Raw genomic sequence first — 21,849 nt, forward strand, 5'->3', positions numbered from 1 at the left:
TGAGAACTCTCTCGCTTATTAACCATTTTCTCCACTCAGCTCATGCTGAGTCAATTTGTGCTTAGTCTAAACTCCAAATACTATGGCTACCGACAAGAAACATATCGCCGTTTATCTCGCTCCCGAAGTCGAGCAAGCGCTGATTGCGTTTTGCCAACAGAGGGGCTTGATATCTAAGAAGGGGACTATGTACTCCGCTGGAGTGAATGCTGCACTTGCACAGTTCTTTGAGATTGCAGACACCGAGGCAAATAACACGCCTAGTAAATCTAGTAACACACTTAACGATAGTGGTAACATACCAGTTAATTTAAGTAACATACCTACTGAAAGTGTTGTCGTAAAGGTACTGCCGGGAAAATCCCTTGCCTGAGTGAGGATGAGGCTGAATCACTCAGGCAGGAACTGGATGCGGTACGTATCGAGAATCAGCGGTTACAGAGTATGTTAGGTAACTCAGAGGGTGAAACGAAAAAACTTAATCAACAGTTGGAGGAAGTACGATCGCAACTTGAAGCAGTGCAGGCTAACCCACCGATAACACCAGTAGCTGAATTTAAGCTACCAGAACCCGCCTCGGCACTTAATTTACTCAAAGGTAAGCGTAAGAAGTCGAAAACCGACTTAGGGGACATAGAAGCCCTTTGGGATATATTGAGTAGCCTCTAGCATGAAGGCAGCCTTAACCAAGCGATCGTCCGCTCCATTTGCGCGATCGCGTCACTCGCACTATGCAGATGATGTGACTGTAGGTTTTCGGGTTCTGACCGGGAGAGCCAACCGCAACTCAAAATCAAACAGCCTGAATGAAAAAAAAATCATTTGATGCAACAGAAAACAGGTTAGCATTTCCCAGCTTAGCCGCCTACGTTGGGCGGCTACTACTAAAAAAGCAAGGTGGTACCAATAGACGATTGATAGAAGAGTTCGCTTGTAAGCGGGTATCAGGTAAAGGACACTAGGACAGGTAAACAGGCAATAGCAAGGGCTGAAATGCCCCAAAAACACCCCTTTTGCTAGAGTGCTGATAGAAATTAGTCAACTAGAGCCTGAAAGTGTTGGAAAATCGTTACACAACCATATCCATCAAAATTTGCTGAGAGCTCACTTCCGGGCAATTAGCAGGTGGCCGCCGCTGAGAGTAGTGTCCCCCAGACTGCAAATCCCAAGCTTGGCGGTTGTCCGCCAGCATTACTCCCAAAATTTCTTGCAATTCCTTAGCAATTGTCGGATCTTCCACTTGAACTATCGCCTCAACCCGTCTTGTGAGATTGCGCTGCATCCAATCCGCAGAACCAATATACACCTCTTCATCCCCACCGTTGAAAAAATAAAACATCCGAGAATGCTCTAAAAAGCGGCCGATAATACTGATAACTCTGATATTTTCGCTAACACCCTCAACGCCGGGACGCAAACAGCAAATCCCCCGAATAATCAAATCAATTTTAACTCCCGCTTGTGAAGCTTCGTACAAAGCAACAATGATTTGAGGGTCAACTAAAGCGTTCATTTTAGCGACAATGCGGCCGCAGCTACCGATACCGCCTTCGGCCTGCAAGCGGCAGAATTCGGCCTCGCGCCGGATTAAAGCTAAAAATCGATCGCGCATATTGACCGGCGCTACCAATAATTTGCGATAAGATACCTGTCGCGAATAACCAGTCAAATAATTAAACAAATCCGTCAAATCCGAACCCAAATCCTCGCGACAACTCAACAAACCCACATCGGTATAGAGTCCGGCTGTTTTGGGATTGTAATTGCCGGTGCCGATGTGGACATAGCGGCGGATATACCCTTCCTCGCGACGCACTACCATCACAATTTTGGTGTGGGTTTTGAGTCCCACCAAACCGTAAACTACGTGGACTCCCGCTTGTTCTAACTTGCGAGCCCAATTAATATTATTTTCTTCGTCAAACCTAGCTTTGAGCTCTACTAAAACCGCTACCTGCTTGCCGTTTTCCGCTGCTTGAATTAAGGCGCTGACGATCGGCGAATCACCCGAAGTGCGGTATAAAGTCATCTTAATCGCTAACACGGAGCGATCGTGCGCCGCCTCAGTAATAAACCGCTGTACCGTCGCAGCAAACGAGTGATAGGGATGGTGCAGCATCAAATCCCCCTGCCGGATGGTGGTGAAAATATCCTCGCCCTCTTCAGCATCCAACCTCGATTTGTCTAAAATCCTTGCCGATTCCGAGTTCCGCAATCGCGGCGGCACAACCGGAGTCCAAGGCGGGTCTTTCAGTTCCGGCACCGGCAACCCCACAAAAGACATCAAATCCTTGAGGCCTAGCAGCCCCTCTACGACGTAAACATCTTGCTCACCGAGATCCAGCTCCTCCATCAGCATATCTCGCAGCGCAGGCGGCATAATCGCTTGAATTTCCATCCGCACCGCAGAACCTCCAAACCGGCGTTTGCGGAGCTCCTGTTCTATTGCCAGCAGCAAATCCTCTGCCTCATCTTCCTCCACCGTCAAATCGGAATTGCGAGTAATGCGGAACGGGTGATATTCCTCTACGTCCATCCCCGGAAACAAAGCTTCTAAATTGTGGGCAATCACCTGTTCTAGGGGCACGCCAGTCCAAACAGGAGATTTGCCCCTCTGCTGCCACTGCAAATCCCCCGGCAGCGGCACAAACCTCGGCAAAACCTGCGGTACTTTGACGCGGGCAAACAATTCTTCCCGGGTGTCGGGGTCCCTGACTACTACTGCTAAATTGAGGCTGAGATTTGAAAGGTAGGGGAATGGGTGGCTGGGGTCAACTGCTAGGGGAGTGAGTACGGGAAATACTTGTTCTTTGAAGTAGCGGTGCAAGTAATTGCGCTGTTCTTGATTGAGGTCAATGTAGTCGAGAATGTAGATTTCGCTTGCTGCTAGTTTCGGCCGCAGGGTTTGCTCAAAATACGAGTGCTGCTGAGTAACCATCGGCAAAAGCCGCTTGTTCAGGGCATCTAGCTGTTGTTGGGGGGTGCGGCCGTCGGAGGTTAATTTGCTGACTTTTGCGTGTACTTGTTGTTTGAGGGCGCCCACGCGCACCATAAAATATTCGTCTAGGTTGGAGCTAAAAATAGCGAGAAATTTGAGTCTTTCTAAAAGGGGCGTGCGGGGGTCGAGGGCTTCGTGGAGCACGCGGTTGTTGAATTCTAGCCAGCTTTGTTCTCGGTTGAAGTAGTATTGGGGGTCGCTGAGGTTGATTTCAGTGTAGGTTTTGGCGGGGGTCTTTTTTGGCTTGGGCATGGTTTGAGGGAGTCTTTGGGAGGCTCTGTTGATCGCATCTGTGAATTAGTATCGCAGGTTAAACTATTTGTTCGCATCTGCTTTTAGTCGATCGCTCAAACATTGAATTTAAGCAAAACCTTCAACTATTTTTCGAGGATTACCACGAAATCCTCAATCATCACATCAAAAGTTCGAGCCAGCTTGTGGACGGCTGCAAAGTCAACCATTGCCATCCCCTGAGAACGGGCATAATTGCTAATCGTACTGTAGCCCACGCCCGATCGCTCCGCAACTTCCTTGAGCGTCCATCCCTTCTCGGCCGCCAACTCTCGAACCCGCAATCTGACTAAGCCTTTGCTCATATTCACTATTTACAAAATTTTGGATTTAGTATAATATATCAAAAAGCGATCGCCCCCGGTCTGCCAACTAAAGACGATCGCCAGTTAAAATTAATCCCGACAGATAATTTCTGTCGATCGCACTTAGCAGAGATAGATTTAGCTACCACCACCAGATGCAACTACAATGATATCAGAAAATCAGCTAAGATCGTCAACGATCGGCGCATCAAAAATTATTCACAAATCGTCGATCGTCAATCCGCGATCTAGATTTGTCACCGAAGAAACAGTGGCACTCCTGTTCAACATCTCACCTGAACAGATATACCGGATTGATTGCTGCCACAACGTGGTGTATGTTCATGCCAAAGGCCTCAGTCGATTTGTCAGCTACGCTGATTTCCCCCCAATCTTAGAAGTAAAACCGCCCTGTGCTCAAGATTTTGTCGCCTGGTACAAACGCTGGAAACGGACACAAGCACCAGATTTTTGGACTAAATTCTATACGTACAACTTCAAAACGGCTGTTTCAGTGGACAGCTTGCTTGAATGGGGTAAATTAGTTGCTACAGTTAAATCGGTAATTTCTGCCTCAGCGCTGCAACAGCTACGAGATGTTTACGCTCAAGAAAAAACATTGATGGAAAATTTTTAAAGCAGTCGGCGCGAGTAAACCCGCGATTGTTTGCCACCAGCAAGATAAATGTAAGGTGCGCTTCGGCGCACCCTACGAAATAGAGATTCTACTCAAAACTCTTCTTTACCTTCCAATCCCCACATATTGGAAACCAGCCGCTTCTAAAGCCTTCTTGTCTAAGAAATTGCGGCCATCAATCATCACTGGATGATTCATCAACTTCGCCATTTTATCGTAATCTAAATTGCGAAACTGTTCCCAGTCCGTCACCAACACCAAAGCATCGCAACCGTCTGCCAACCTTTCCGGGTCAGTTTCTACCAAAACTCCCGACAAACCGTGACGCATCCCAGTTTGAGAAACGATCGGATCGTAAGCTTTAACTTTCGCTCCCAACCGATTCAAATTCTCGATTAAAATCAGCGCTGGAGCATCCCGCAAATCGTCAGTATCCGGCTTGAAAGTCAAACCCAAAAGTCCGACAGTTTTACCTTTGAGAATCTTCAAAACGTGCTGCAACTTTTCAATAGCAATGAACCGCTGGCGTTCGTTAACTTCCACTGCCGCTTTCAGCAAATGTGCCTCGTAGCCGTAATCGTCAGCAGTGTGAACTAAAGCTGAGACATCTTTGGGGAAACAAGAACCGCCCCAACCAATGCCAGCTTGCAAAAACTTGTTGCCAATCCGTGAATCTAAGCCGATACCTCGGGCAACTTGACTAACATCTGCACCAACCCGATCGCAAATATTAGCAACTTCATTAATAAAGCTAATCTTCGTAGCCAAAAAAGCATTAGCTGCGTACTTAATCATCTCCGCTGAACTGATATCAGTCATCACCACAGGAACCTCCGGCAAAGACTGATTTTCTGCAAACTTGCGATCGACAATCGGCCGGTATAACTGTAGCATCATATCCATAGCCCGCCGAGAGTTGCTGCCGAGAACAATGCGATCGGGATTAAAAGTATCGAAAACAGCACAGCCCTCCCGCAAAAACTCCGGGTTGCTAACCACATCAAATACCACACCTTTTTTTGCTGCTACTTCCTCACCCGTAGCCGCATCATTTGTTTGAGCTTTTTGACGTTCCGCCAAACCGTCGAGGACAATCCTCCGCACCCAGTCCCCGGAACCGATGGGAACCGTAGATTTATTGACAATGACTTTGTAATCGCCGTCGAGGTGAGCTCCAATTCCACGAGCAACCGCTTCCACGTAGCGAGTATCGCTTTCCCCAGTAGGCAAAGGAGGCGTCCCCACGGCAATAAACAAAATGTCCCCGTGAGCCACTCCGGCTGCTAAATCCGAAGTAAATTCTAGATTGCCCGACGCAGATGCAGAGGACATTAATTCAGACAGTCCAGGTTCAAAAATAGGCGACTGTCCAGACTTCATTAATTTTACTTTTTCTTCGTTGTTGTCTACGCAAATCACGTGGTGACCGATGTGGGCCAAACAAGTGCCGGTGACTAAGCCAACATATCCTGTACCGATGACGCAAACATGCATACAAATGTCCTCAAAGTTAGTAAAAAAATCAGATAGGAATTGGTAATCGCAAATCGAGAATTGGGAATTGGGAATAAGGAAGATTTTTTTTCTCCCCCACTCTCCCAGTCTCCCCCTCTCCCAGTCTCTACTTTTGGTTTCCCTCTATGCGATCGCGAAAATCCTTTATAGTCAACTCTAAACCTTGATCAAGCGGCACAGTTGGCTCCCACCCCAACCAATTTTTAGCACGAGTAATATCCGGTTGTCGCTGTTTTGGATCGTCTTCCGGCAGCGGTTTAAAAATAATTTCTGCCCCTGGATTAATCGTGTTTTGAATTTTTTGTGCCAGTTCCAATATAGTGTATTCGCCGGGATTCCCCAAATTCATCGGTCCGATTTGGTCGCTATTCATCAAACGAATAAATCCTTCCACCAAATCAGAAACGTAGCAAAAACTCCGGGTTTGGGAGCCGTCGCCGTACACAGTCAGCGGTTGATTCCGCAAAGCTTGAGCAATAAAATTGCTCACTACTCTACCGTCATTTTCCAACATCCGGGGGCCGTAGGTATTGAATATTCGCACAACTCGAATGTCTACCCCATTTTGACGATGGTAATCAAAAGATAAGGTTTCAGCTACTCGCTTCCCTTCGTCATAACACGATCTGATCCCGATACAATTAACGTTGCCACGATAATCTTCTGTTTGTGGATGAACGTCAGGATCTCCGTACACTTCGGAAGTGGAAGCGAGAAAGAATCTTGCTTTTACCCGTTTGGCCAATCCCAACATATTCATCGTGCCGATGACGTTTGTTTTAATTGTCTTGACAGGGTTGTACTGATAGTGTATGGGGGAAGCGGGACAAGCCAGATGGTAAATCTGATCTACCTCTAACCGAATCGGTTCCGTGATGTCGTGGCGGATCAGCTCAAAATACGGGTTGTCCAGCCATTTGAGGATATTGCGTTTAGTCCCGGTGTAAAAATTATCCAGGCAGACTACCTCATGTCCTTGGGCCATTAAGCGATCGATTAGGTGAGAACCGAGGAAACCTGCACCGCCTGTGACTAAAATTCTCATTGTGGAAACTGCCGTTCTGTTTAGGGGTAGGACTGTGGTACAAAAATTCAGTCGCTAGAATGAAACTTTCTAATAGAATAACAAAATTGCGATCGACAATGTAAAGACTTATGCGTCACTTTTATAAAATCTTTAATTAACTTAGCATTTTCAAATACTTGGAACAAAGTGCTATAATTCGCAAATGTCGGTAGCAATTTTTATTTAAGCTTTAATATTTCCGAAAAAACACTCTTGACATTAATTAGGTTATTTGTTAGTGGTTATTGGTTATTTGATGACTTCGGTCTGAGGTTGGGCGATGCGCTAGGGGATAGCTGCGCTTCACTGGCTTATTTGAAAAAACCAGGGTCGATTTATCTGAAAAGCAATATGAGAGAAATTATGTCGATCTAAAAAATTAGGTAATAATTTCAGGAAAACTATAGTTTTACTTGAATCGTTAGGGCCGCCAATAATGTAAATATTTGGCATAATAGTAATATTAATTTGATAGCTTTTCTCTTAGTCCCCCTCTGCAGGGACAAGAGTTTGTGTACGATTGGTTTCAACCGCCGAATACTCAAAGGGATAACTAACTATCCCTTCCCTTCCAATGACATCTCAACCCAGCGGCGGAATAGTTCGACAGTAATACAGTAGCAACCATCAATTTCTCGAACCACATCGTGGCGTTCGAGAGTTTTTAGTGCTTCCAGTAAACTTATCTCATCCATCCCTGTTTCTTGACTCAGCCTGTCGAGATTCATTCCTTTTAAGTGAGGTGCTAAGGCTTTTAAAATCTCCTGTTGTCCCGATGCGCCTTGTGTTGCTTGACCCCAAACTCCTGTAAAATAGTAGCGACCTCGGCTGAAGAATTCCGGGTCATTGATGACAGTTGCTACGTCTTCTAGTGTAAACATTGGATCGCGGGGGCGTCGGATTTCAAATACTTGGTCGTTGTAGAGGCGGACTAACAGAAATCCTACCAATTGCGTGAGGTAGGGTTGGCCATGTGTTAGTTCATAAATGCGATCGAGGGCTTCTGGTTTGTAGTCGAGGAGAAAATCATCATCGGGATTCGCTAAAACTTGGCGAGTTGCACCTAGACTCAGGAAACCTACTCGGATGGGGATAATGCTAGCAAAAAAAGGATTGAAATAATCCTGGGTCATTTCATCCAAGGTGTGCAATCCGGCAAAAGCAAAGGCTACTTTAGAACTCATTTGCACCATCCCTCGCAAAAAACCGATAAAATCTTGATTGATGTTCCCAGCGTCTATCAATTCTTCTATTTTTTCAAACTCGTCTAAAGCAACGATCAATCCACTTTCTACATTTGCTATTACTTGTTCGATGTATCGTCCAAAAGTGAGATAGGGTAAATCGAGTAAATCGCGATCGGCAGGAGGTGCAATCTTGACTGTTTTGGCAATGGCATCGGTGATGAATATTAGCAGTTCGCCGACTCCTTGAGAGCAATCTCCTACCCGCAGCAAATTGACATAAGCCACCTGTACTTTTGAGCCTAAGCAGTTGCTAGCATTCAACAAAATCGAAGTTTTTCCCATCCGCCGATGACCGTAGATAGCCACAGATTGAAGCGGATTGCCTTTTACCCACAACTCCTCTAGCTGTCTGATGATGTCTTCGCGGCCGACAAATAGATTACCTTGGACTGGATCGCCAATTATATAGGGGATACTGACTGGTTGAGTAATCGAAATATCTCCGATTTTCCCGGTCACTTGCAGTAATATTTGTTGCCATTTTTGGGCAGTTTGAATAATTAAATCTCGTTCACATTGTGGTATAATATCTGGAGTATCGAGGATAGTTTCAAGCTCGCCTAATGCTCGGTTGAGGGCAAGGGAACGGGCAGAACGAGATACGCTATTCTGGACGACTTGAACATCGGCAATTACCCGCCGTAGAGAAGCAATTGCTTCCCAAGTAGTCTCACGCAGCAGAGGTGGATTTGGGGAAGCAGGCAGTTTCAGGGAAGCAATCTCGGCTAGTTCTGCTGTTTGGTGAAAATCTGTGAGAATCTGCGCTAAGGAAAACATTTCCTCTCCATAAAGCAGATCTCGCACTACAGCGAAAGCCTCTGTAGCTTTGTCTGGTTCTTGCTCGTGGAGATACCAGAAACCAGCAGCAGAGGCACGGGCAGGAGTATCTAAACGAATTTCTGTTTGAAAAAGAGCTTGAATTTGTTGTCGCCAAGGTTTGATGATAAAAAAAGCTGCTACTGCTTCTGACTTCATTACTTCACTTAGAGAAGCTGAGGCAAAACGCACCAACTTCCAATCATAAGGATCTTCTGATAATTGAGCGACGCGATCGATAAGTTGTTCTTTTGGTGTCTCTGCTAGCGCGCGATTTACAGCTTTAACAACAGGGATAAACTGAAGGGTAAATTTTAGTAGTTGGTCAATATTGTGCAATCCTGTTTCCCAATCCCGCTTCAGCCAATTAGCTATTTGCGAAGATAGGTAGGGAAGGGGAAGTGGGGTAATGTGAGGAAATTGTCTATTTTCCTGTTGACGCTGGAGTAGGGTAAACGGTACAGCGAAAAGCCAATTTTCAGGACGTGCGAACGCCACGCTGATCGCCACGCTGATCGCCACGACCCACATCACGTCCGACGCCACACCCAACCCCACGCCCGACGGCACGTCCCACACCACGCCCAACCCTACCCCCGACGCCACGACCCATATCACGCCCGACGCCACGACCCACATCACGCCCAACGCCACGCCGAACCACACGCCCAACGCCACGCCCGACGCCACGGGCAACGTGACGCCCGACGCCATGCCCAACCCGACGCCCGACGCCACGGCCAACGCCACGGCCAACGCCACGCGCAACGTCGTGCGCTCAACCACGCCGGACACCACGCTCGACGTTCTGCCCAACGCCACGCCGAACGCCACGCCGAACGCCACGCTCGACGTTATGCCCAACGCCACGCCACGCCGAACGCCCGACGTTATGCCCAACGCCACGCCCGACGCCACGCCGAACGCCAGGCGCAACCAATGGATAGAAATGCCTATTTCCTCGAAAAATTTACTCAAGCCTACGGGGATAACAATGATTAACATCAAGGCTTGTAGAATTAACTGACACAGGACGGAATTTTGACGCAACCATTCCCACTTTTCTCGCCAGGTTTTGGCGTCTTGTAAATTAGATTCACCCCCAAAGGTAGACTCATACCACCGCAAAGCTTGAGGAAAGAAAAACACCCAATATAACAATTGCAGGTAATCTAAAGGATTCCACAAAGAAAGAGGACGCTTCAGTTTTGGAGCTAAATCTAACCGAGGAACAGGGCGATGGTTTTGACTCATAAATAGGTGGGGATGAATAAACAGGACTTACGCACGGGTGGTGAGAAACCGGGTTTTTTACCAAATCTGCGATGATCTAACGAAATATTTTCGTAAAAAACCCAGTTTCTGGGCCCCAATGTGTAAGCCCTAGTTGATATAACGGGCATAAGTTTGATAGCACAACTGCATCAATTTCTGAGGATAGCCGCCACTTTCAGCAATTAACTCCGCAATTTCTTCCTCAGTAAAATTCACTGGCTGAGCAACAGGTGTTAACCAGGAAGCCTGGAGGCGACTAACAATAAATTCGCGGCAGATTTTTTCATCCCACAGCTTCAGATTTTCCTCAATGCAAATCCCTTGGAAAGGAGATTTTTTGTCTTGACTGTCAGGAAACAGGACATCAAGAGGGGTGGAGGCGGCGACAACTAGACGCAAAGGGGCGTCACTTCCATAGGCCAAACCCCGCAATTGGCTGCGTACTTGGTTAGTAAATCCATCCCATATCATGTTTTCGACTTCATCTAAAAGCAACAGGAAGCGGAATTGGGGCGAATCTAAAGCCCGTGATAACTCAGTACCCTTTGCTTTCTCGATACCCGTTAATCTGCACAAAGCACCGTAAAAGTCATTTTCACCGCAAACATTTTCTAAGTTTAGGTAAATGGGTTTGCGAGGCTCACGGAGTTGATTTGGTGCTTCTCGGTAAATGGCTTGTAGCAGAGAACTTTTGCCGATCGCTCTTTCGCCAATGATTGCTACGCTACTGCCACTATTGAGCAGATCAAATACCGTTCTAATTTCCCCTTTCCTACCAAAGAAAAATTGCGGTTTGTCTATCCTGCCACTTAGAGGAAAAAATGGATTATTGTAGTTGATATTTGGTTGTTCTACTTCTGCGGTTGGATTGTCATTTGGTAAAGGTATTTGGGGCGATGACGTCCCATTGGGTTCTCGAATTTCCTCCCAATCCAATCCTAAAGCCTTGCAAATTCCAACAAAATACTGGCGTTTGACTCTGTTGCCGGTGAAAAAATTATTAACTGTTTGAAGACAGATGCTTTTCTGGAGAGTTTTGCCTTCCACCACGACGTAATCGGCTAAGTCTTCGCGACTCCAGCTTTTGCCTGTGAGAGCAATTGTTGCTTTTGCGATTCCGGCCTTAGATGCTGTGAGCGTTGGTTGTGGCATACCTAAATTACAGACCTTTTAAGTATTATAGCGGGCGATCGCCAACCAAACGCATCCTAAACGCATACCAAACTCATACTAAGCGAAACCTATACACAGGCTGACTTTCAAGCTTTTACTATTTAAGATTAAGACATATCCAATAAGAAAGTAGCAATTATGAAAGCTAAACCAAATATGACACCTGCTAAACCCAAATCTACTACAATGACTCGTAAAAACACTTTTCCTCAATCTCCCTCTCCTTTCCAGTACGTCTTCGCCACTGTTATCTTTTTTACCTTACTTTCTGGAGGAGTCTCTTTACGAATTAGTACCGAAGATCGGCCATCTCCCCAACAAGCTCGCATTTTTGAGACTTGCAATAGCACTTGGAATATGGGTGTGGGTGCGATTTTCGGACTTTTAAGTAGTAAGGTAGTTCAAGATAATGATGATGATAATGATAATGAGTAATCTCTGATAGTTTATTTGCAAAAGGGCGATCGCCATTCATTTCCAAAAGTGCGATCGATCGCTCTTTCAAAAACCCTAACTCCTGCTCAGACAGTTGACGTGCTAAACTCAGAGTATCGTCACAGCCACAAACAGAATGCAAACCATTACCATCACCATTCCAGACGAGCGCCTGCACAAGCTCCAAGAAATCGCCAATATCCTCGGCGTTTCCCTAGAAGAATTACTGCTTGCGGGTGCTGAAAACTTGCTCGCACCACCAGAAACATCCTTCCAAAATGCTATGGAATACGTCCTCAAAAAGAATGCTGATCTCTACCAAAAGCTCGCGTAATGCGCTATCTAACTTTAACAGAAATCTTAGAACTTTATCGGCGCATTATCGAGCAGTCTGGCGGAGCATTTGGCATCGCTAATTTAGAAGCCTTAGAGTCAGCTTTAGCTCAGCCGCGCATGACGTTTGGCGGGGAGGAACTTTACCCAACTATCGTGGAAAAAGCTTCAGCCCTTGGATTTGCTTTGATTAAAAATCATCCTTTCTTAGATGGTAACAAACGCATCGGTCACGCAGCAATGGAAGTCTTTCTAGTTTTGAATGGCTTTGAGATTTCTGCACCTGTGGAAGAGCAAGAACAAATTATATTACAAGTCACATCAAGCGCGATTGCCCGCGATGAATTTACTGAGTGGCTGCGCTGTCATATTGTTCCTCATTCTATTTGATAAATTATGACGGAGAACCTCACGTTATATTTCAGCCAGACCTAGGAGAGGCAAATGAATCTAGCCGATGAAATTACAATCAATCAAATTCAACAAGAATTAATTAGCCAAGAAGATGCAAAAAACTGGTTTTTAAGCTTCCCAACCGAAGACCAGCAGGAAATATTGCAGCGGCTATCCTACATGACCCTCCAAGCAAGGGCGCGAGAAGAAGATGTTTCCCTAGCTATTGCCAAATCAAAACTTCGCCCAACTTACACCCCTTGTGTGTTGCTGAGTAGAGGGCGATTAAAAGAACAAATGGCAAAGCTTTTGAAACTGCCGCCCTCAGAATCTATCAAAACCTTTTTCCTGTTAATGAGTTTATTGGCAATTGCCGATGCGCGCAGGTACTGCAAATATTGTCAAGATGGCTGTAGCCACTGGTGGCATCGCGATTTGAGCGATCGCAAAGTTGTAGATGAAATTCAGCGCGAGTTTCAACAAAGGATTCTTGTTTAAGTTGTAGTAAGCTGTGATGCGAGCGGGCGATCGCCACTCACGCTGCAGCCATATTCTGGGCTTCCACAGGGACGGGCTCTCCGGCCCATCCCACAAGAAAACCGACTCTTTGTGCAACAGGCCCGAAAGCCTGTTTTAGATGACTGCAAACAACTACAAAAAAACCGACTCTTTGTGCAACAGGCCCGAAAGCCTGTTCCTGACAAAAAGCTACACAGATTAGGAATCTCGATCGAGCTTCAGCACAGCCATAAAAGCCTCCTGCGGCACATCCACAGTACCCACAGACTTCATCCGCTTCTTACCCTTCGCCTGCTTTTGCAGCAACTTCTTCTTCCGCGAAATATCACCGCCGTAACACTTCGCCAACACATCTTTCCGCAAAGCCGGAATGTGTTCCGAAGCAATCACCTTCGCGCCAATTGTCGCTTGAATCGGCACCTTAAATTGATGACGGGGAATCAACTCCTTGAGTTTTTCCGTCAATCCGCGGCCCACATTATAAGCCTTATCGCGGTGTACGATCATCGCCAAAGCATCAACCGGATCGCCATTAATTAAAATGTCCATTTTCACTAACGGATTTTCGCGATAACCGATGATGTGATACTCCATGCTCGCATAGCCGCGCGATCGCGATTTCATCTGGTCGAAAAAGTCCGTCACTACCTCCGCCAAAGGCAACTCGTAAACCAGCGTAGTTCGGCCTTGACTCAGATACTTCATATCCATAAAAATGCCCCGCCGACTTTGAGACAGTTCCATCAGCGCGCCCACATAAGTTTCTGGCGACAGCATTTCTACCCGCACATAAGGTTCCTCAATTTTCTCGCGATACTGAGGATCGGGCAAGTGGCTGGGATTGTCAATTGTTAACACTTCCCCTTTAATTGTTGTGATTTGATAAACCACAGAAGGAGCCGTAACAATCAAATCCAAATTGTATTCTCTCTCCAGTCTTTCTTGCACAATTTCCATGTGCAGTAAACCCAAAAAACCGCAGCGGAAACCAAATCCCATCGCACTCGAAGTTTCCGGTTCGTAAGAAAGCGCCGCATCGTTGAGTTCGAGTTTTTCTAAAGCTTCCCGCAAATCTGGAAATTGGTCAGCATCAATCGGGAACAAGCCGCAAAAAACCATCGGTTTTGCTTCTGTATAACCCGGCCAAGGCTCTGGTGCCGGCTTTTTGACCAAAGTAATCGTATCGCCGACGCGAGCATCAGCTACGGCTTTAATTGCCGCGCCCAGATAACCAACTTCCCCCGCGTGCAGTTCGTCTACTTGAACTTGAGTCGGTGAAAGGATGCCTAATTCATCGATGACATATTCCTTACCCGAAACCATCAACAAAACTCGATCGCCCTTTTTGACACTTCCGTCCATCACCCGGAAATACACAATTACCCCGCGATAAGGGTCGTAATAACTATCAAAAATTAGCGCCCGCAGCGGTTTGTCAACAGTATCCTGCGGCGGTGGCACCAATTCGACGATCGACTCCAAAATCTCATCTATACCAATTCCTTCCTTAGCAGAAGCCTCAATCGCCCCGCTACAGTCCAGACCGATAATTTCTTCAATTTCCCCTTTTACCCGTTCCGGTTCTGCCCCCGGCAGGTCAATTTTATTTAAAACTGGAATAATTTCCAAATTATTTCCCAAGGCAAGGTAGACATTTGCCAAGGTTTGTGCTTCCACGCCTTGAGATGCGTCTACCACCAGCAGCGCCCCTTCGCAAGCAGCGAGCGATCGCGACACCTCGTAAGAAAAGTCCACGTGTCCAGGAGTGTCGATCAGGTTGAGCACGTACTCCTGACCGTCCTTGGCAGTGTAATTCATCCGAGCCGCTTGCAGCTTGATCGTAATGCCGCGTTCGCGTTCGAGATCCATATTGTCTAAAAACTGCTCCTTCATCTCCCGTGCCTGCACAGTCCCAGTCGCCTGCAACAGGCGATCTGCCAAGGTCGATTTTCCGTGGTCGATGTGAGCAATAATCGAAAAATTACGAATGCGAGATACAGGGACGTTAGTCATGTTTTTTATCGAAGAGCTAATCGGCAAAGGATACTTTTTGTTGTATGATTACACAAGCAAGAGTAGAGTGCTTACTTCAACCTCTTACTGGGGATTGAGATGAAACCACAACTGAGACAAACCTCAAGAGTATCAGTTATTACCCTTCAAGTGTCCGGGCTCGGTCGGACACCCAAAAGGAAAAAACTTTTCTCTGTCTCATTGTACAGAAAGCTGTTAAGCGGTTGAGGAAAGGTGGGGTGCAAATCAGGGACTGCAAATATCTAGTCCAGTCGGTTGTCATCAAAAGAATTGAAACTTAAGAATTAAAACTAGGATTTTTTAACTATGAGCCAGTCAAGTATACCCTCCCACAGTTCGTCAGAAAAAGTGGAACTATCTATCCATATAGATTCTGAACTCCTCGACCAAATTAAGCACTTGACGAATGACCCCAGCAAAGTCATTGAAACAGCAATCAAGCAGTGGCTCAGAGGCGAGCGCCGCGAAGACGAGCTGGCTCTGAGTTTACGCCGCAACCCCCCAGTCCCGCCCCGCGGTGAGTGGAACGACTGAGGTGTTCTCGCCCCAGACGGCGCGCGCAAATCTGCAGGCTGTGAAATTTAGATCGCGCGGGCGAACTCCTGCAGATTTCGTGGCTAAAGCTACAGGTGGTGGGCGAGTGAACTCGGCTAAATCACAACCTCGGAACTATTCCAGGTGAGGGAAAAAATGCGTGAGCCAGTCCCTGGCTTGAGTTGTTGGCAGCCTCAGATTTTGGCGTAATTTTCAAACTCGATCGTTAATCGGTGCAGATTCCTAATTCCTCAATCTTAATTTTTATCTTTAAATTACCCAAAACGGCTGAGAACGAATAGTTTTGAGTTTTGAGTTTAGTTCACAGTTAAATAATTAATATTTTATGATTTCATTAATCACTCAAAAGTCAATAGTAGAAGCCGAAAATTTTTGCAAATTGTGAGTTTTGAGCGATTAATGTTTTAATTAAAAAGCCAACAACTTTTTAATTGATTAATAACTCACAAATTAACAGTAGAAGCCCCAAACAATGGGAAGTCTTGAGATATTTATTAAAAACTCAATACTCCAAAATCCGAACTACTTTCATCCCCTACTCTGATGGACTCTAACACAGATTTCCGGCGATCGAGCCTCGCCTCTACAGTTTTTTTTCAAGAGTTAGGGGCAGAATTAGTATTTACCCAAGACGCCTCTGGTCGATATCTATCTTTTTACTGGCAAAAAGCCGAGCAATACAACCTTACAGCAGAACAAATTGTCGATCGCCCCTTCAGCGAAACCCTGCAACCCATCCCCCCTGCGCCTTATCTCGATATCCTGCGGCGGGCGCTCGAAACCCTCGTACCGCAACGGTTCAGCTATCCATTTGGCCACGCCGGACAATATTTTCTCTTCGATTTGACACTCACTCCGGCGATCGACTCAAACGGCAAAGCTACAAAAGTCTTAGTTATGGGAAGGCTGCTGTCGGACAAACCCACAGACAGACGGCCCGACTCCCCAGAATTCATGCTCTATCGAGCTTTGCCATCCCCCTTGGACGCCCGCCAACAAATGTCGCTTCCAGCGAGCCGTATCCCCGGTCGATCGCTCCCTCCCTACTCGGAAATAGACCGTAAAATCATCTCCCAAATCGCTCAAAACCTGCACAAAACCCTCGATTTAGCAACCATTTGGCAGCAAACTGTTAACAGCTTGGGTCAAGTTTTAAACGCGAGTCGCTGCATCATCTGTTCCTACAAAAAAGACAGCGAAAATCTCGAAACCTCCCCCTTCCTTGCCTCTGAAAATCAGCCAAAATCGACCGCCGCCGCCGAATTACAACAGTCAATAGCTAGCTACCCCTCGCCCCCGCTTTCCCCAACTCAAATCGAAAATCTCCAATCGAAAACTTTTAAAGTAGTAGCTGAGTACCGCCAAGAAGCTTACTCTTCTATGCTGGGAGTAGAACTGCGCGCAGCCGAACAGCCCGGATGGATTCAAACTTTAGCCACCTTAAAACCAGTAGCAGTCGATTACGCCTCCCCCGCCACCGATCCCTTCCACCGCCATTCCGTGCTCGTAGCAGCTACCTCCTATGAAGACCAACCCAATGCACTGATATGTTTGCACCGCTGCGGCAGTTCCCCGAAATGGAGTCCAGTCGAACTCGAATTCGCCCGCGAGTTAGTCGCTCAAGTCGGCAGTGCGATCGCCCACGCTACACTTTACCAAGAATTAGAACAGGCCCGCGCCGAAGCCGTAGCTCTTTCCCAACTTAAAAGTCAATTTCTTGCTAATACTTCTCACGAACTCCGCACCCCCCTCAACGGCATCCTCGGCTTCCTAAAACTGCTTATGGACGGCATGGCAGATGACCCCGAAGAAGCGCACCAATTTATCGAAGAAGCTTACCGATCAGCAGTACATTTGTTCAATGTGATTAACGATATTTTGGATGTCGCTAAAATCGAAGCTGGCAAAATGGAGTTAGATCTCGCTCCCGTCAAACTCGGTGAACTGTTGCAACAAGTTGAGAATTTTACACGGGTTCAAGTCGAGCAAAAGCGATTGCAATTTCAAATCCAAAAACCCCCTGTGGAGGACGAGATTATTGTGTACGGCAACTACCAACGCCTGCTTCAGGTAATCTTGAACCTCACGGGCAATGCGATTAAATTTACCGGGGAAGGGGGAATTCGCATCAGTGCCGAGGTTATTAAGAAAAAGGTGACTGTTCACAACCAGCAGTTCCCCGGAATGGTGAAAATTCGAGTTGCTGATACTGGCATTGGGGTTTCTCTCGACAAGCAGGATAAATTATTTGAGTCGTTTTTTCAGGTAGACGGTGCTCGTACCAGACAATACGGCGGCACCGGTTTGGGATTGGCTATTTCTCAAAAACTGGTAGAAGCAATGGGGGGTACAGTAAATTTTTACAGTATGGGGGAAGGACTCGGCTCGACGGTTACTTTTACTGTGCCGCTTTATCAAGAACCACTATTTAAAAATTAATCATCGGTAATTGGTCATCGGGACGTTGAAGGAATGAGGAATCAGCACAAATTAAGAAGCAAGAGGGAATCAGGAAGCCGAAAAAAAAACTGCTAGAGCGGTTCTCAACTTTCGTGAGTTACTCGCCAGCTTTCTTACCAATTACCAATTACCCAACTGTACCTTACTCACTTAAAAATTGCTATATTCGTGTATCCGTGAGTTCCGTTTCGTGAATAAAAGCCATCAATAATTTGTAATTATCCTACAAACACACTTCGATCGCCCACCCGCGTATCAATTTTGACTTTTATCCGTCGCCGAGCTCCCTCCTTAGGAGTTTTGGACTCATATTCATCACCCCCGCCACTTCCGATCCCCACCCAGAATTGGCATAAATCAAATCAGGGGGATACGGATAACAGCTAATCTTTAATCTGTCGGCTGGCAGCTCACACCTCTGAGTAAACCCCCACAAACCGCCAACTTTACAATCACTTAATGGCTACTTTTAGCAATGATTCAGCTTTCCAATCCCCTACTGTCAAGGATTTTTAAGAAAATACAACGCTCTCCCTTCTATGTGAAAATCATAAAGATCTTGTAAAGACACCGCAAATACTTAGTAAGGTTTGACTGCCTGTGGCAATATTTAAGTAGAATTACGTAATCCATAAGTCGGACAGCGGCAGGCTGACAAATTCAGTAACTTCCTGCTCTGTTGCCGGAGTGGTAAACTTTTGCCAGTCTAGTAGAAAAAGGGTTGCTATGAATCAGCAAATATCAGCTCAATCGCAAAAACTTTTACTCCAAATTGGCAGAAATATTCGTCGCACCTTGGATCTCCATACCATCTGGCAGCAAACAGTTAACACTCTGGGAGAAACACTAGGCGTCAGCCGCTGTATCCTTTGTCCCTATGAAAGTTCTAGCCTGCAAGTCAAAGTAGCTGCTGAATACTGCCAAGAACCATTTTTACCCATGCTGGGAATGGAAATTTCGCTCACAGCAGCACCTCATTTCCTTCAAGCTCTAGCCACCCTCGAACCGGTGGTAGTAGACTCCTTTGCAGCCAATGACCCTTTTGGGCCGCAGTCGCTGCTAGTGGTGGCTACCGCTTACCAAGAGCAACCTAACGGCATAATTAGCTTGCATCAGTGCAAAGGTCGATCGTCGCGGAAGGGTAAGACCGATCGACCTTGGACTCAAGCCCAGATCGAATTCGCACAAGAACTTGCCGATCAAGTAGGAAGTGCGATCGCCCTCGCCACCCTCTACCAAGAGCGCACCAAGCGAGTACAAGGACTATCCCAACTCAAAAAGCAATTTTTGTTGAAGGCGTCCCACGAGCTCCGCACTCCCCTAAATCACATCATTGGCTATCTACAACTAACCATAGACGATCAAGCTGACGATCCCATAGAGGAGAGAGATTTTATCCAAGAAGCTCACCGTTCGGCTATCCACCTTTCTCAGGTAATTTCCAATATCTTAGATTACATTGAGTTAAGTGAAGCTTGCCAAACTCACGCAGAGTTAGCCACTTTGAGGAGTCAGGAAAAATCTGGGCATCAGTAAAGTTTTTAGTGGCGTATTCAACAAGTCTAATATTTACCGTGCCAACAAATTTTACCCTGAAAAAGCTGAAACTTTATCGATAGATTCCCTCAATAAATTCGGTAGCTAATTTATCAATTTTTTCTAGGGAATTATAGTTTTACACAGTACAGCATAGCAAATACTACACGTAGTAACTCGGTGTATTTATCATATTATGTCCGGTCGAACGACTCCCATCAAATAGGTTATTTGACCCGAAAGGATATGGCAAGCATAAAATTGCACTTTCGCACTTTTAATTCTTTTAACTTGTGCTTGATAGAATTACCCACCGCCCTTTTTTTTCGGAGTTTTTGGAGGGCTGACATAGCGCGCCCAAAAAGGCTCCTCCATATCTTTCATCGCTGCTAGCTTTTGGCGCTCTTCCTCTATGCGCTTGCGTTCTGAAAGATCAGAAAATATGTTGATACTGCCGACAGTCTGGCCGCCCGCATCTCGCACGCGTGCCGCCCAAAGCCAAACATTGATCGAACTACCGTCTTTTTTCAACAAAGATATTTCCAAACCGTTTTGCGGTTTGCCATTAGACGCAGACTTTAGCAGCGCGTAAAAATCTTGCTTTTGGCCTTCAGGAATATTCGGTAAAGGTTTCCCTAAAACCTCAGCCGCAGTCCAGCCAAAAAGTTGTTCGGCGGCGCGGTTCCAAACAACGGTATTGCCGTCATTGCTGGTACAGTTAATCGCCAGCGGCGCCGATGCTATCTGGGCTTGCAAAACTTGGTTAACGAGTTGCAGTTTCAATTCTACTTGCTTGCGATCGGTAATTTCCTGACAAGCGCCCCACAAACGGACAACCCGTTCAGCAGTTTTGTCCCACACCACTTGCCAGTAGTCCTGCAACCAGCGCACCTCGCCTTTTTGATTAATAATGCGATACTCATTGGCTCCAGTGCGACTGAAAGTACAGCCTTCTAACTGTTTAATTAACATTTCCCTGTCGTCGGGATGAACGAGTTCGGAGTTCCACCAACCAAACGATTCTAATTCTTCAGGAACGCAACCGGTGCAGCGCTCAAAAGCTTCTGTCGCCCACTCGCAGGCGAACTTGCCGTCGGGCAGTCCCTTAAAAGAATAGGCAAAATCCGAAGTAATTTGCGACATAACTCTGTAGTGGAGTTCCGACTCTCGGACTGCGATTTCGGCTTGCTTTCGTTCCCCTATTTCCCGCGAATTAATTATAATTCCCTGCACGCTAGAATCGTAAAGCAAACTATTACCTATCGACTCCATGTAGAGCCAAGAACCGTCAGCGTGGCGTTTCCGATATTCGATTGCCCCTCCAATTCCCGGAGATTCTAACAACTTACCAAAATACGTCTGCCAAGCTAGCAAATCGTCTGGATGGATTAACTCGCCGTGAAATTTGCCAATTCTTTCTTCTGGGTTGTAACCCAAAAGCCGCTGTAGGGCTCCGCTGTGGTATCGAACTCGCCCGTCGGAGCCGACAATGCTAATTAGATCGGGAGAATTACGCAGCATAGCTTGCAGTTTGGCTTCACTTTTAGTTAATGCTTGAGTGTCCCTGCGATGCTGGCTGATTTGTTTTTCCAACTGCTCCCGTAGCTGTCTGATTTGCCCTACTTGCTGGGCTACAGTGCGTTCCAAGAGGCGATTATTTTTTTCTATTTCAACCAGCTTTGCCGCGTTATTTGTGGCGCTTTCAAACAATCGGCTGCCTGCCATTTCCTGTAGAGAATTCGATAAATCTTCCAAAACTTTTGTGAAAATTGCCTGTTGCGGGTGTGGCAATTCCCTAGCTTGTTCCTGCAATGTTTCTAAGTGTTTGTAGACAGTTTCTAGCATTTTATTAAGGGGGGAATCTAATAGTTGCCTGCGGGTGCAACCCCTAAAAAGCGGACACAAGTTTTTTCAACATAACCCATAACTAAGACTGGTGTCTGGCGATCGACCGATCGCGCTCTCAATAACCAGGCATTTTGTGACTTTATCTTTTCGTGGGGGTTGGGGGGAGCTATAAGACCCACACCATAATCTCTGATTTGATGTGGAATACATGGACTCCCCCAAGTTAATTTTATGGGACTCCATGTCCCTTAAATTAACATTTAACGCTACACTACTCACCAGTAAACACTGTATAATACTGGAATGCTGACAGTTACACACCGCTACCGAATCTATCGTGCGAGTCGTTTAGCCTAAAGTAAGTTGAAATACTTACGGGATGGCTAGCCCAGTTAATAAAACTGGTGACAACT

The 21,849-nt window shown here is 46.3% G+C and carries 19 protein-coding genes; 11 read left to right on the top strand and 8 right to left on the bottom strand.

Annotated features, from left to right (window positions below; translation table 11 throughout):
- Positions 1–82 precede the first annotated feature (82 nt).
- The 3 genes from QUB25_RS27530 (at position 83) to QUB25_RS27540 (ending at position 826) form a co-directional block, all read left to right on the top strand.
- Entirely contained in the window at positions 83–373 is a 291-nt protein-coding gene (locus QUB25_RS27530; RefSeq protein ID WP_333188329.1) for a hypothetical protein, read from the top strand.
- 71 nt (positions 374–444) lie between these two features.
- Complete coding sequence (locus QUB25_RS27535) at positions 445–669, top strand: hypothetical protein (protein WP_333188332.1); 225 nt, start codon at positions 445–447, stop codon at positions 667–669.
- A gap of 1 nt (position 670) precedes the next feature.
- The gene (locus tag QUB25_RS27540) at positions 671–826 is read left to right on the top strand and encodes a hypothetical protein (RefSeq protein WP_333188335.1); all 156 of its coding nucleotides are present in this window, start codon (positions 671–673) and stop codon (positions 824–826) included.
- 243 nt (positions 827–1,069) lie between these two features.
- On the opposite strand, the gene ppk1 is transcribed toward QUB25_RS27540, so the two are convergent.
- Both ppk1 and QUB25_RS27550 read right to left on the bottom strand, forming a co-directional pair.
- Positions 1,070–3,250 (bottom strand): polyphosphate kinase 1, encoded by a 2,181-nt coding sequence (ppk1, locus tag QUB25_RS27545; RefSeq protein ID WP_333188338.1) that lies wholly within the window; start codon positions 3,248–3,250, stop codon positions 1,070–1,072.
- A gap of 125 nt (positions 3,251–3,375) precedes the next feature.
- Entirely contained in the window at positions 3,376–3,594 is a 219-nt protein-coding gene (locus tag QUB25_RS27550; protein ID WP_006632503.1) for a helix-turn-helix domain-containing protein, read from the bottom strand.
- Positions 3,595–3,760: 166 nt separating this feature from the next.
- Between QUB25_RS27550 and QUB25_RS27555 the strand changes: the two genes are divergently transcribed.
- A complete protein-coding gene (locus tag QUB25_RS27555; RefSeq protein ID WP_333147813.1) occupies positions 3,761–4,231 on the top strand; it encodes a hypothetical protein in 471 nt (156 codons plus the stop codon).
- A 105-nt stretch (positions 4,232–4,336) separates the two neighbouring features.
- Here QUB25_RS27555 and QUB25_RS27560 read toward each other — a convergent pair whose 3' ends face one another.
- The 4 genes from QUB25_RS27560 to QUB25_RS27575 form a co-directional block, all read right to left on the bottom strand.
- Positions 4,337–5,725, bottom strand: coding sequence for a UDP-glucose/GDP-mannose dehydrogenase family protein (locus QUB25_RS27560; protein WP_333188339.1), 1,389 nt, complete (start codon positions 5,723–5,725; stop codon positions 4,337–4,339).
- A 127-nt stretch (positions 5,726–5,852) separates the two neighbouring features.
- Positions 5,853–6,791 carry a UDP-glucuronic acid decarboxylase family protein gene (locus tag QUB25_RS27565; protein ID WP_333038674.1) on the bottom strand — a complete coding sequence of 313 codons (939 nt, stop codon included), beginning with the start codon at positions 6,789–6,791 and terminating at the stop codon, positions 5,853–5,855.
- 578 nt (positions 6,792–7,369) lie between these two features.
- Positions 7,370–10,129, bottom strand: a complete 2,760-nt coding sequence (locus QUB25_RS27570; RefSeq protein ID WP_333188340.1) for an ATP-binding protein — start codon at positions 10,127–10,129, stop codon at positions 7,370–7,372.
- A 129-nt stretch (positions 10,130–10,258) separates the two neighbouring features.
- Positions 10,259–11,302, bottom strand: coding sequence for an ATP-binding protein (locus tag QUB25_RS27575; protein ID WP_333188342.1), 1,044 nt, complete (start codon positions 11,300–11,302; stop codon positions 10,259–10,261).
- Positions 11,303–11,461: 159 nt separating this feature from the next.
- Here QUB25_RS27575 and QUB25_RS27580 point away from each other — a divergent pair, with 159 nt between their 5' ends.
- From QUB25_RS27580 to QUB25_RS27595, 4 genes are all read left to right on the top strand, one after another.
- Positions 11,462–11,758, top strand: a complete 297-nt coding sequence (locus QUB25_RS27580; RefSeq protein ID WP_333188345.1) for a hypothetical protein — start codon at positions 11,462–11,464, stop codon at positions 11,756–11,758.
- 136 nt (positions 11,759–11,894) lie between these two features.
- Positions 11,895–12,092, top strand: coding sequence for a DNA-binding protein (locus tag QUB25_RS27585; protein ID WP_333188348.1), 198 nt, complete (start codon positions 11,895–11,897; stop codon positions 12,090–12,092).
- Positions 12,092–12,481, top strand: coding sequence for a type II toxin-antitoxin system death-on-curing family toxin (locus tag QUB25_RS27590; RefSeq protein ID WP_333188351.1), 390 nt, complete (start codon positions 12,092–12,094; stop codon positions 12,479–12,481). Before QUB25_RS27585 ends, QUB25_RS27590 begins: the two co-directional genes overlap by 1 nt.
- A 54-nt stretch (positions 12,482–12,535) precedes the next feature.
- Positions 12,536–12,982 (top strand): DUF5958 family protein, encoded by a 447-nt coding sequence (locus QUB25_RS27595; RefSeq protein ID WP_333188354.1) that lies wholly within the window; start codon positions 12,536–12,538, stop codon positions 12,980–12,982.
- 219 nt (positions 12,983–13,201) lie between these two features.
- Here the strand turns inward: QUB25_RS27595 and lepA are convergent, their stop codons facing one another.
- Positions 13,202–15,016 carry a translation elongation factor 4 gene (gene lepA, locus QUB25_RS27600; RefSeq protein WP_333188357.1) on the bottom strand — a complete coding sequence of 605 codons (1,815 nt, stop codon included), beginning with the start codon at positions 15,014–15,016 and terminating at the stop codon, positions 13,202–13,204.
- A gap of 327 nt (positions 15,017–15,343) precedes the next feature.
- Here lepA and QUB25_RS27605 point away from each other — a divergent pair, with 327 nt between their 5' ends.
- From QUB25_RS27605 to QUB25_RS27615, 3 genes are all read left to right on the top strand, one after another.
- Positions 15,344–15,571: a type II toxin-antitoxin system CcdA family antitoxin gene (locus QUB25_RS27605; RefSeq protein WP_015176471.1), complete on the top strand. Its 228-nt coding sequence runs from the start codon at positions 15,344–15,346 to the stop codon at positions 15,569–15,571.
- 564 nt (positions 15,572–16,135) lie between these two features.
- Complete coding sequence (locus QUB25_RS27610; protein ID WP_333063705.1) at positions 16,136–18,031, top strand: ATP-binding protein; 1,896 nt, start codon at positions 16,136–16,138, stop codon at positions 18,029–18,031.
- 747 nt (positions 18,032–18,778) lie between these two features.
- Positions 18,779–19,588, top strand: coding sequence for a GAF domain-containing protein (locus tag QUB25_RS27615; protein WP_333063707.1), 810 nt, complete (start codon positions 18,779–18,781; stop codon positions 19,586–19,588).
- 306 nt (positions 19,589–19,894) lie between these two features.
- Here QUB25_RS27615 and QUB25_RS27620 read toward each other — a convergent pair whose 3' ends face one another.
- Complete coding sequence (locus QUB25_RS27620) at positions 19,895–21,433, bottom strand: PAS domain S-box protein (protein ID WP_333188361.1); 1,539 nt, start codon at positions 21,431–21,433, stop codon at positions 19,895–19,897.
- Between the last annotated feature and the right edge of the window lie 416 nt (positions 21,434–21,849).

The sequence above is a fragment of the Microcoleus sp. B3-D7 genome (assembly GCF_036705305.1).
Lineage (GTDB): Bacteria > Cyanobacteriota > Cyanobacteriia > Cyanobacteriales > Microcoleaceae > Microcoleus.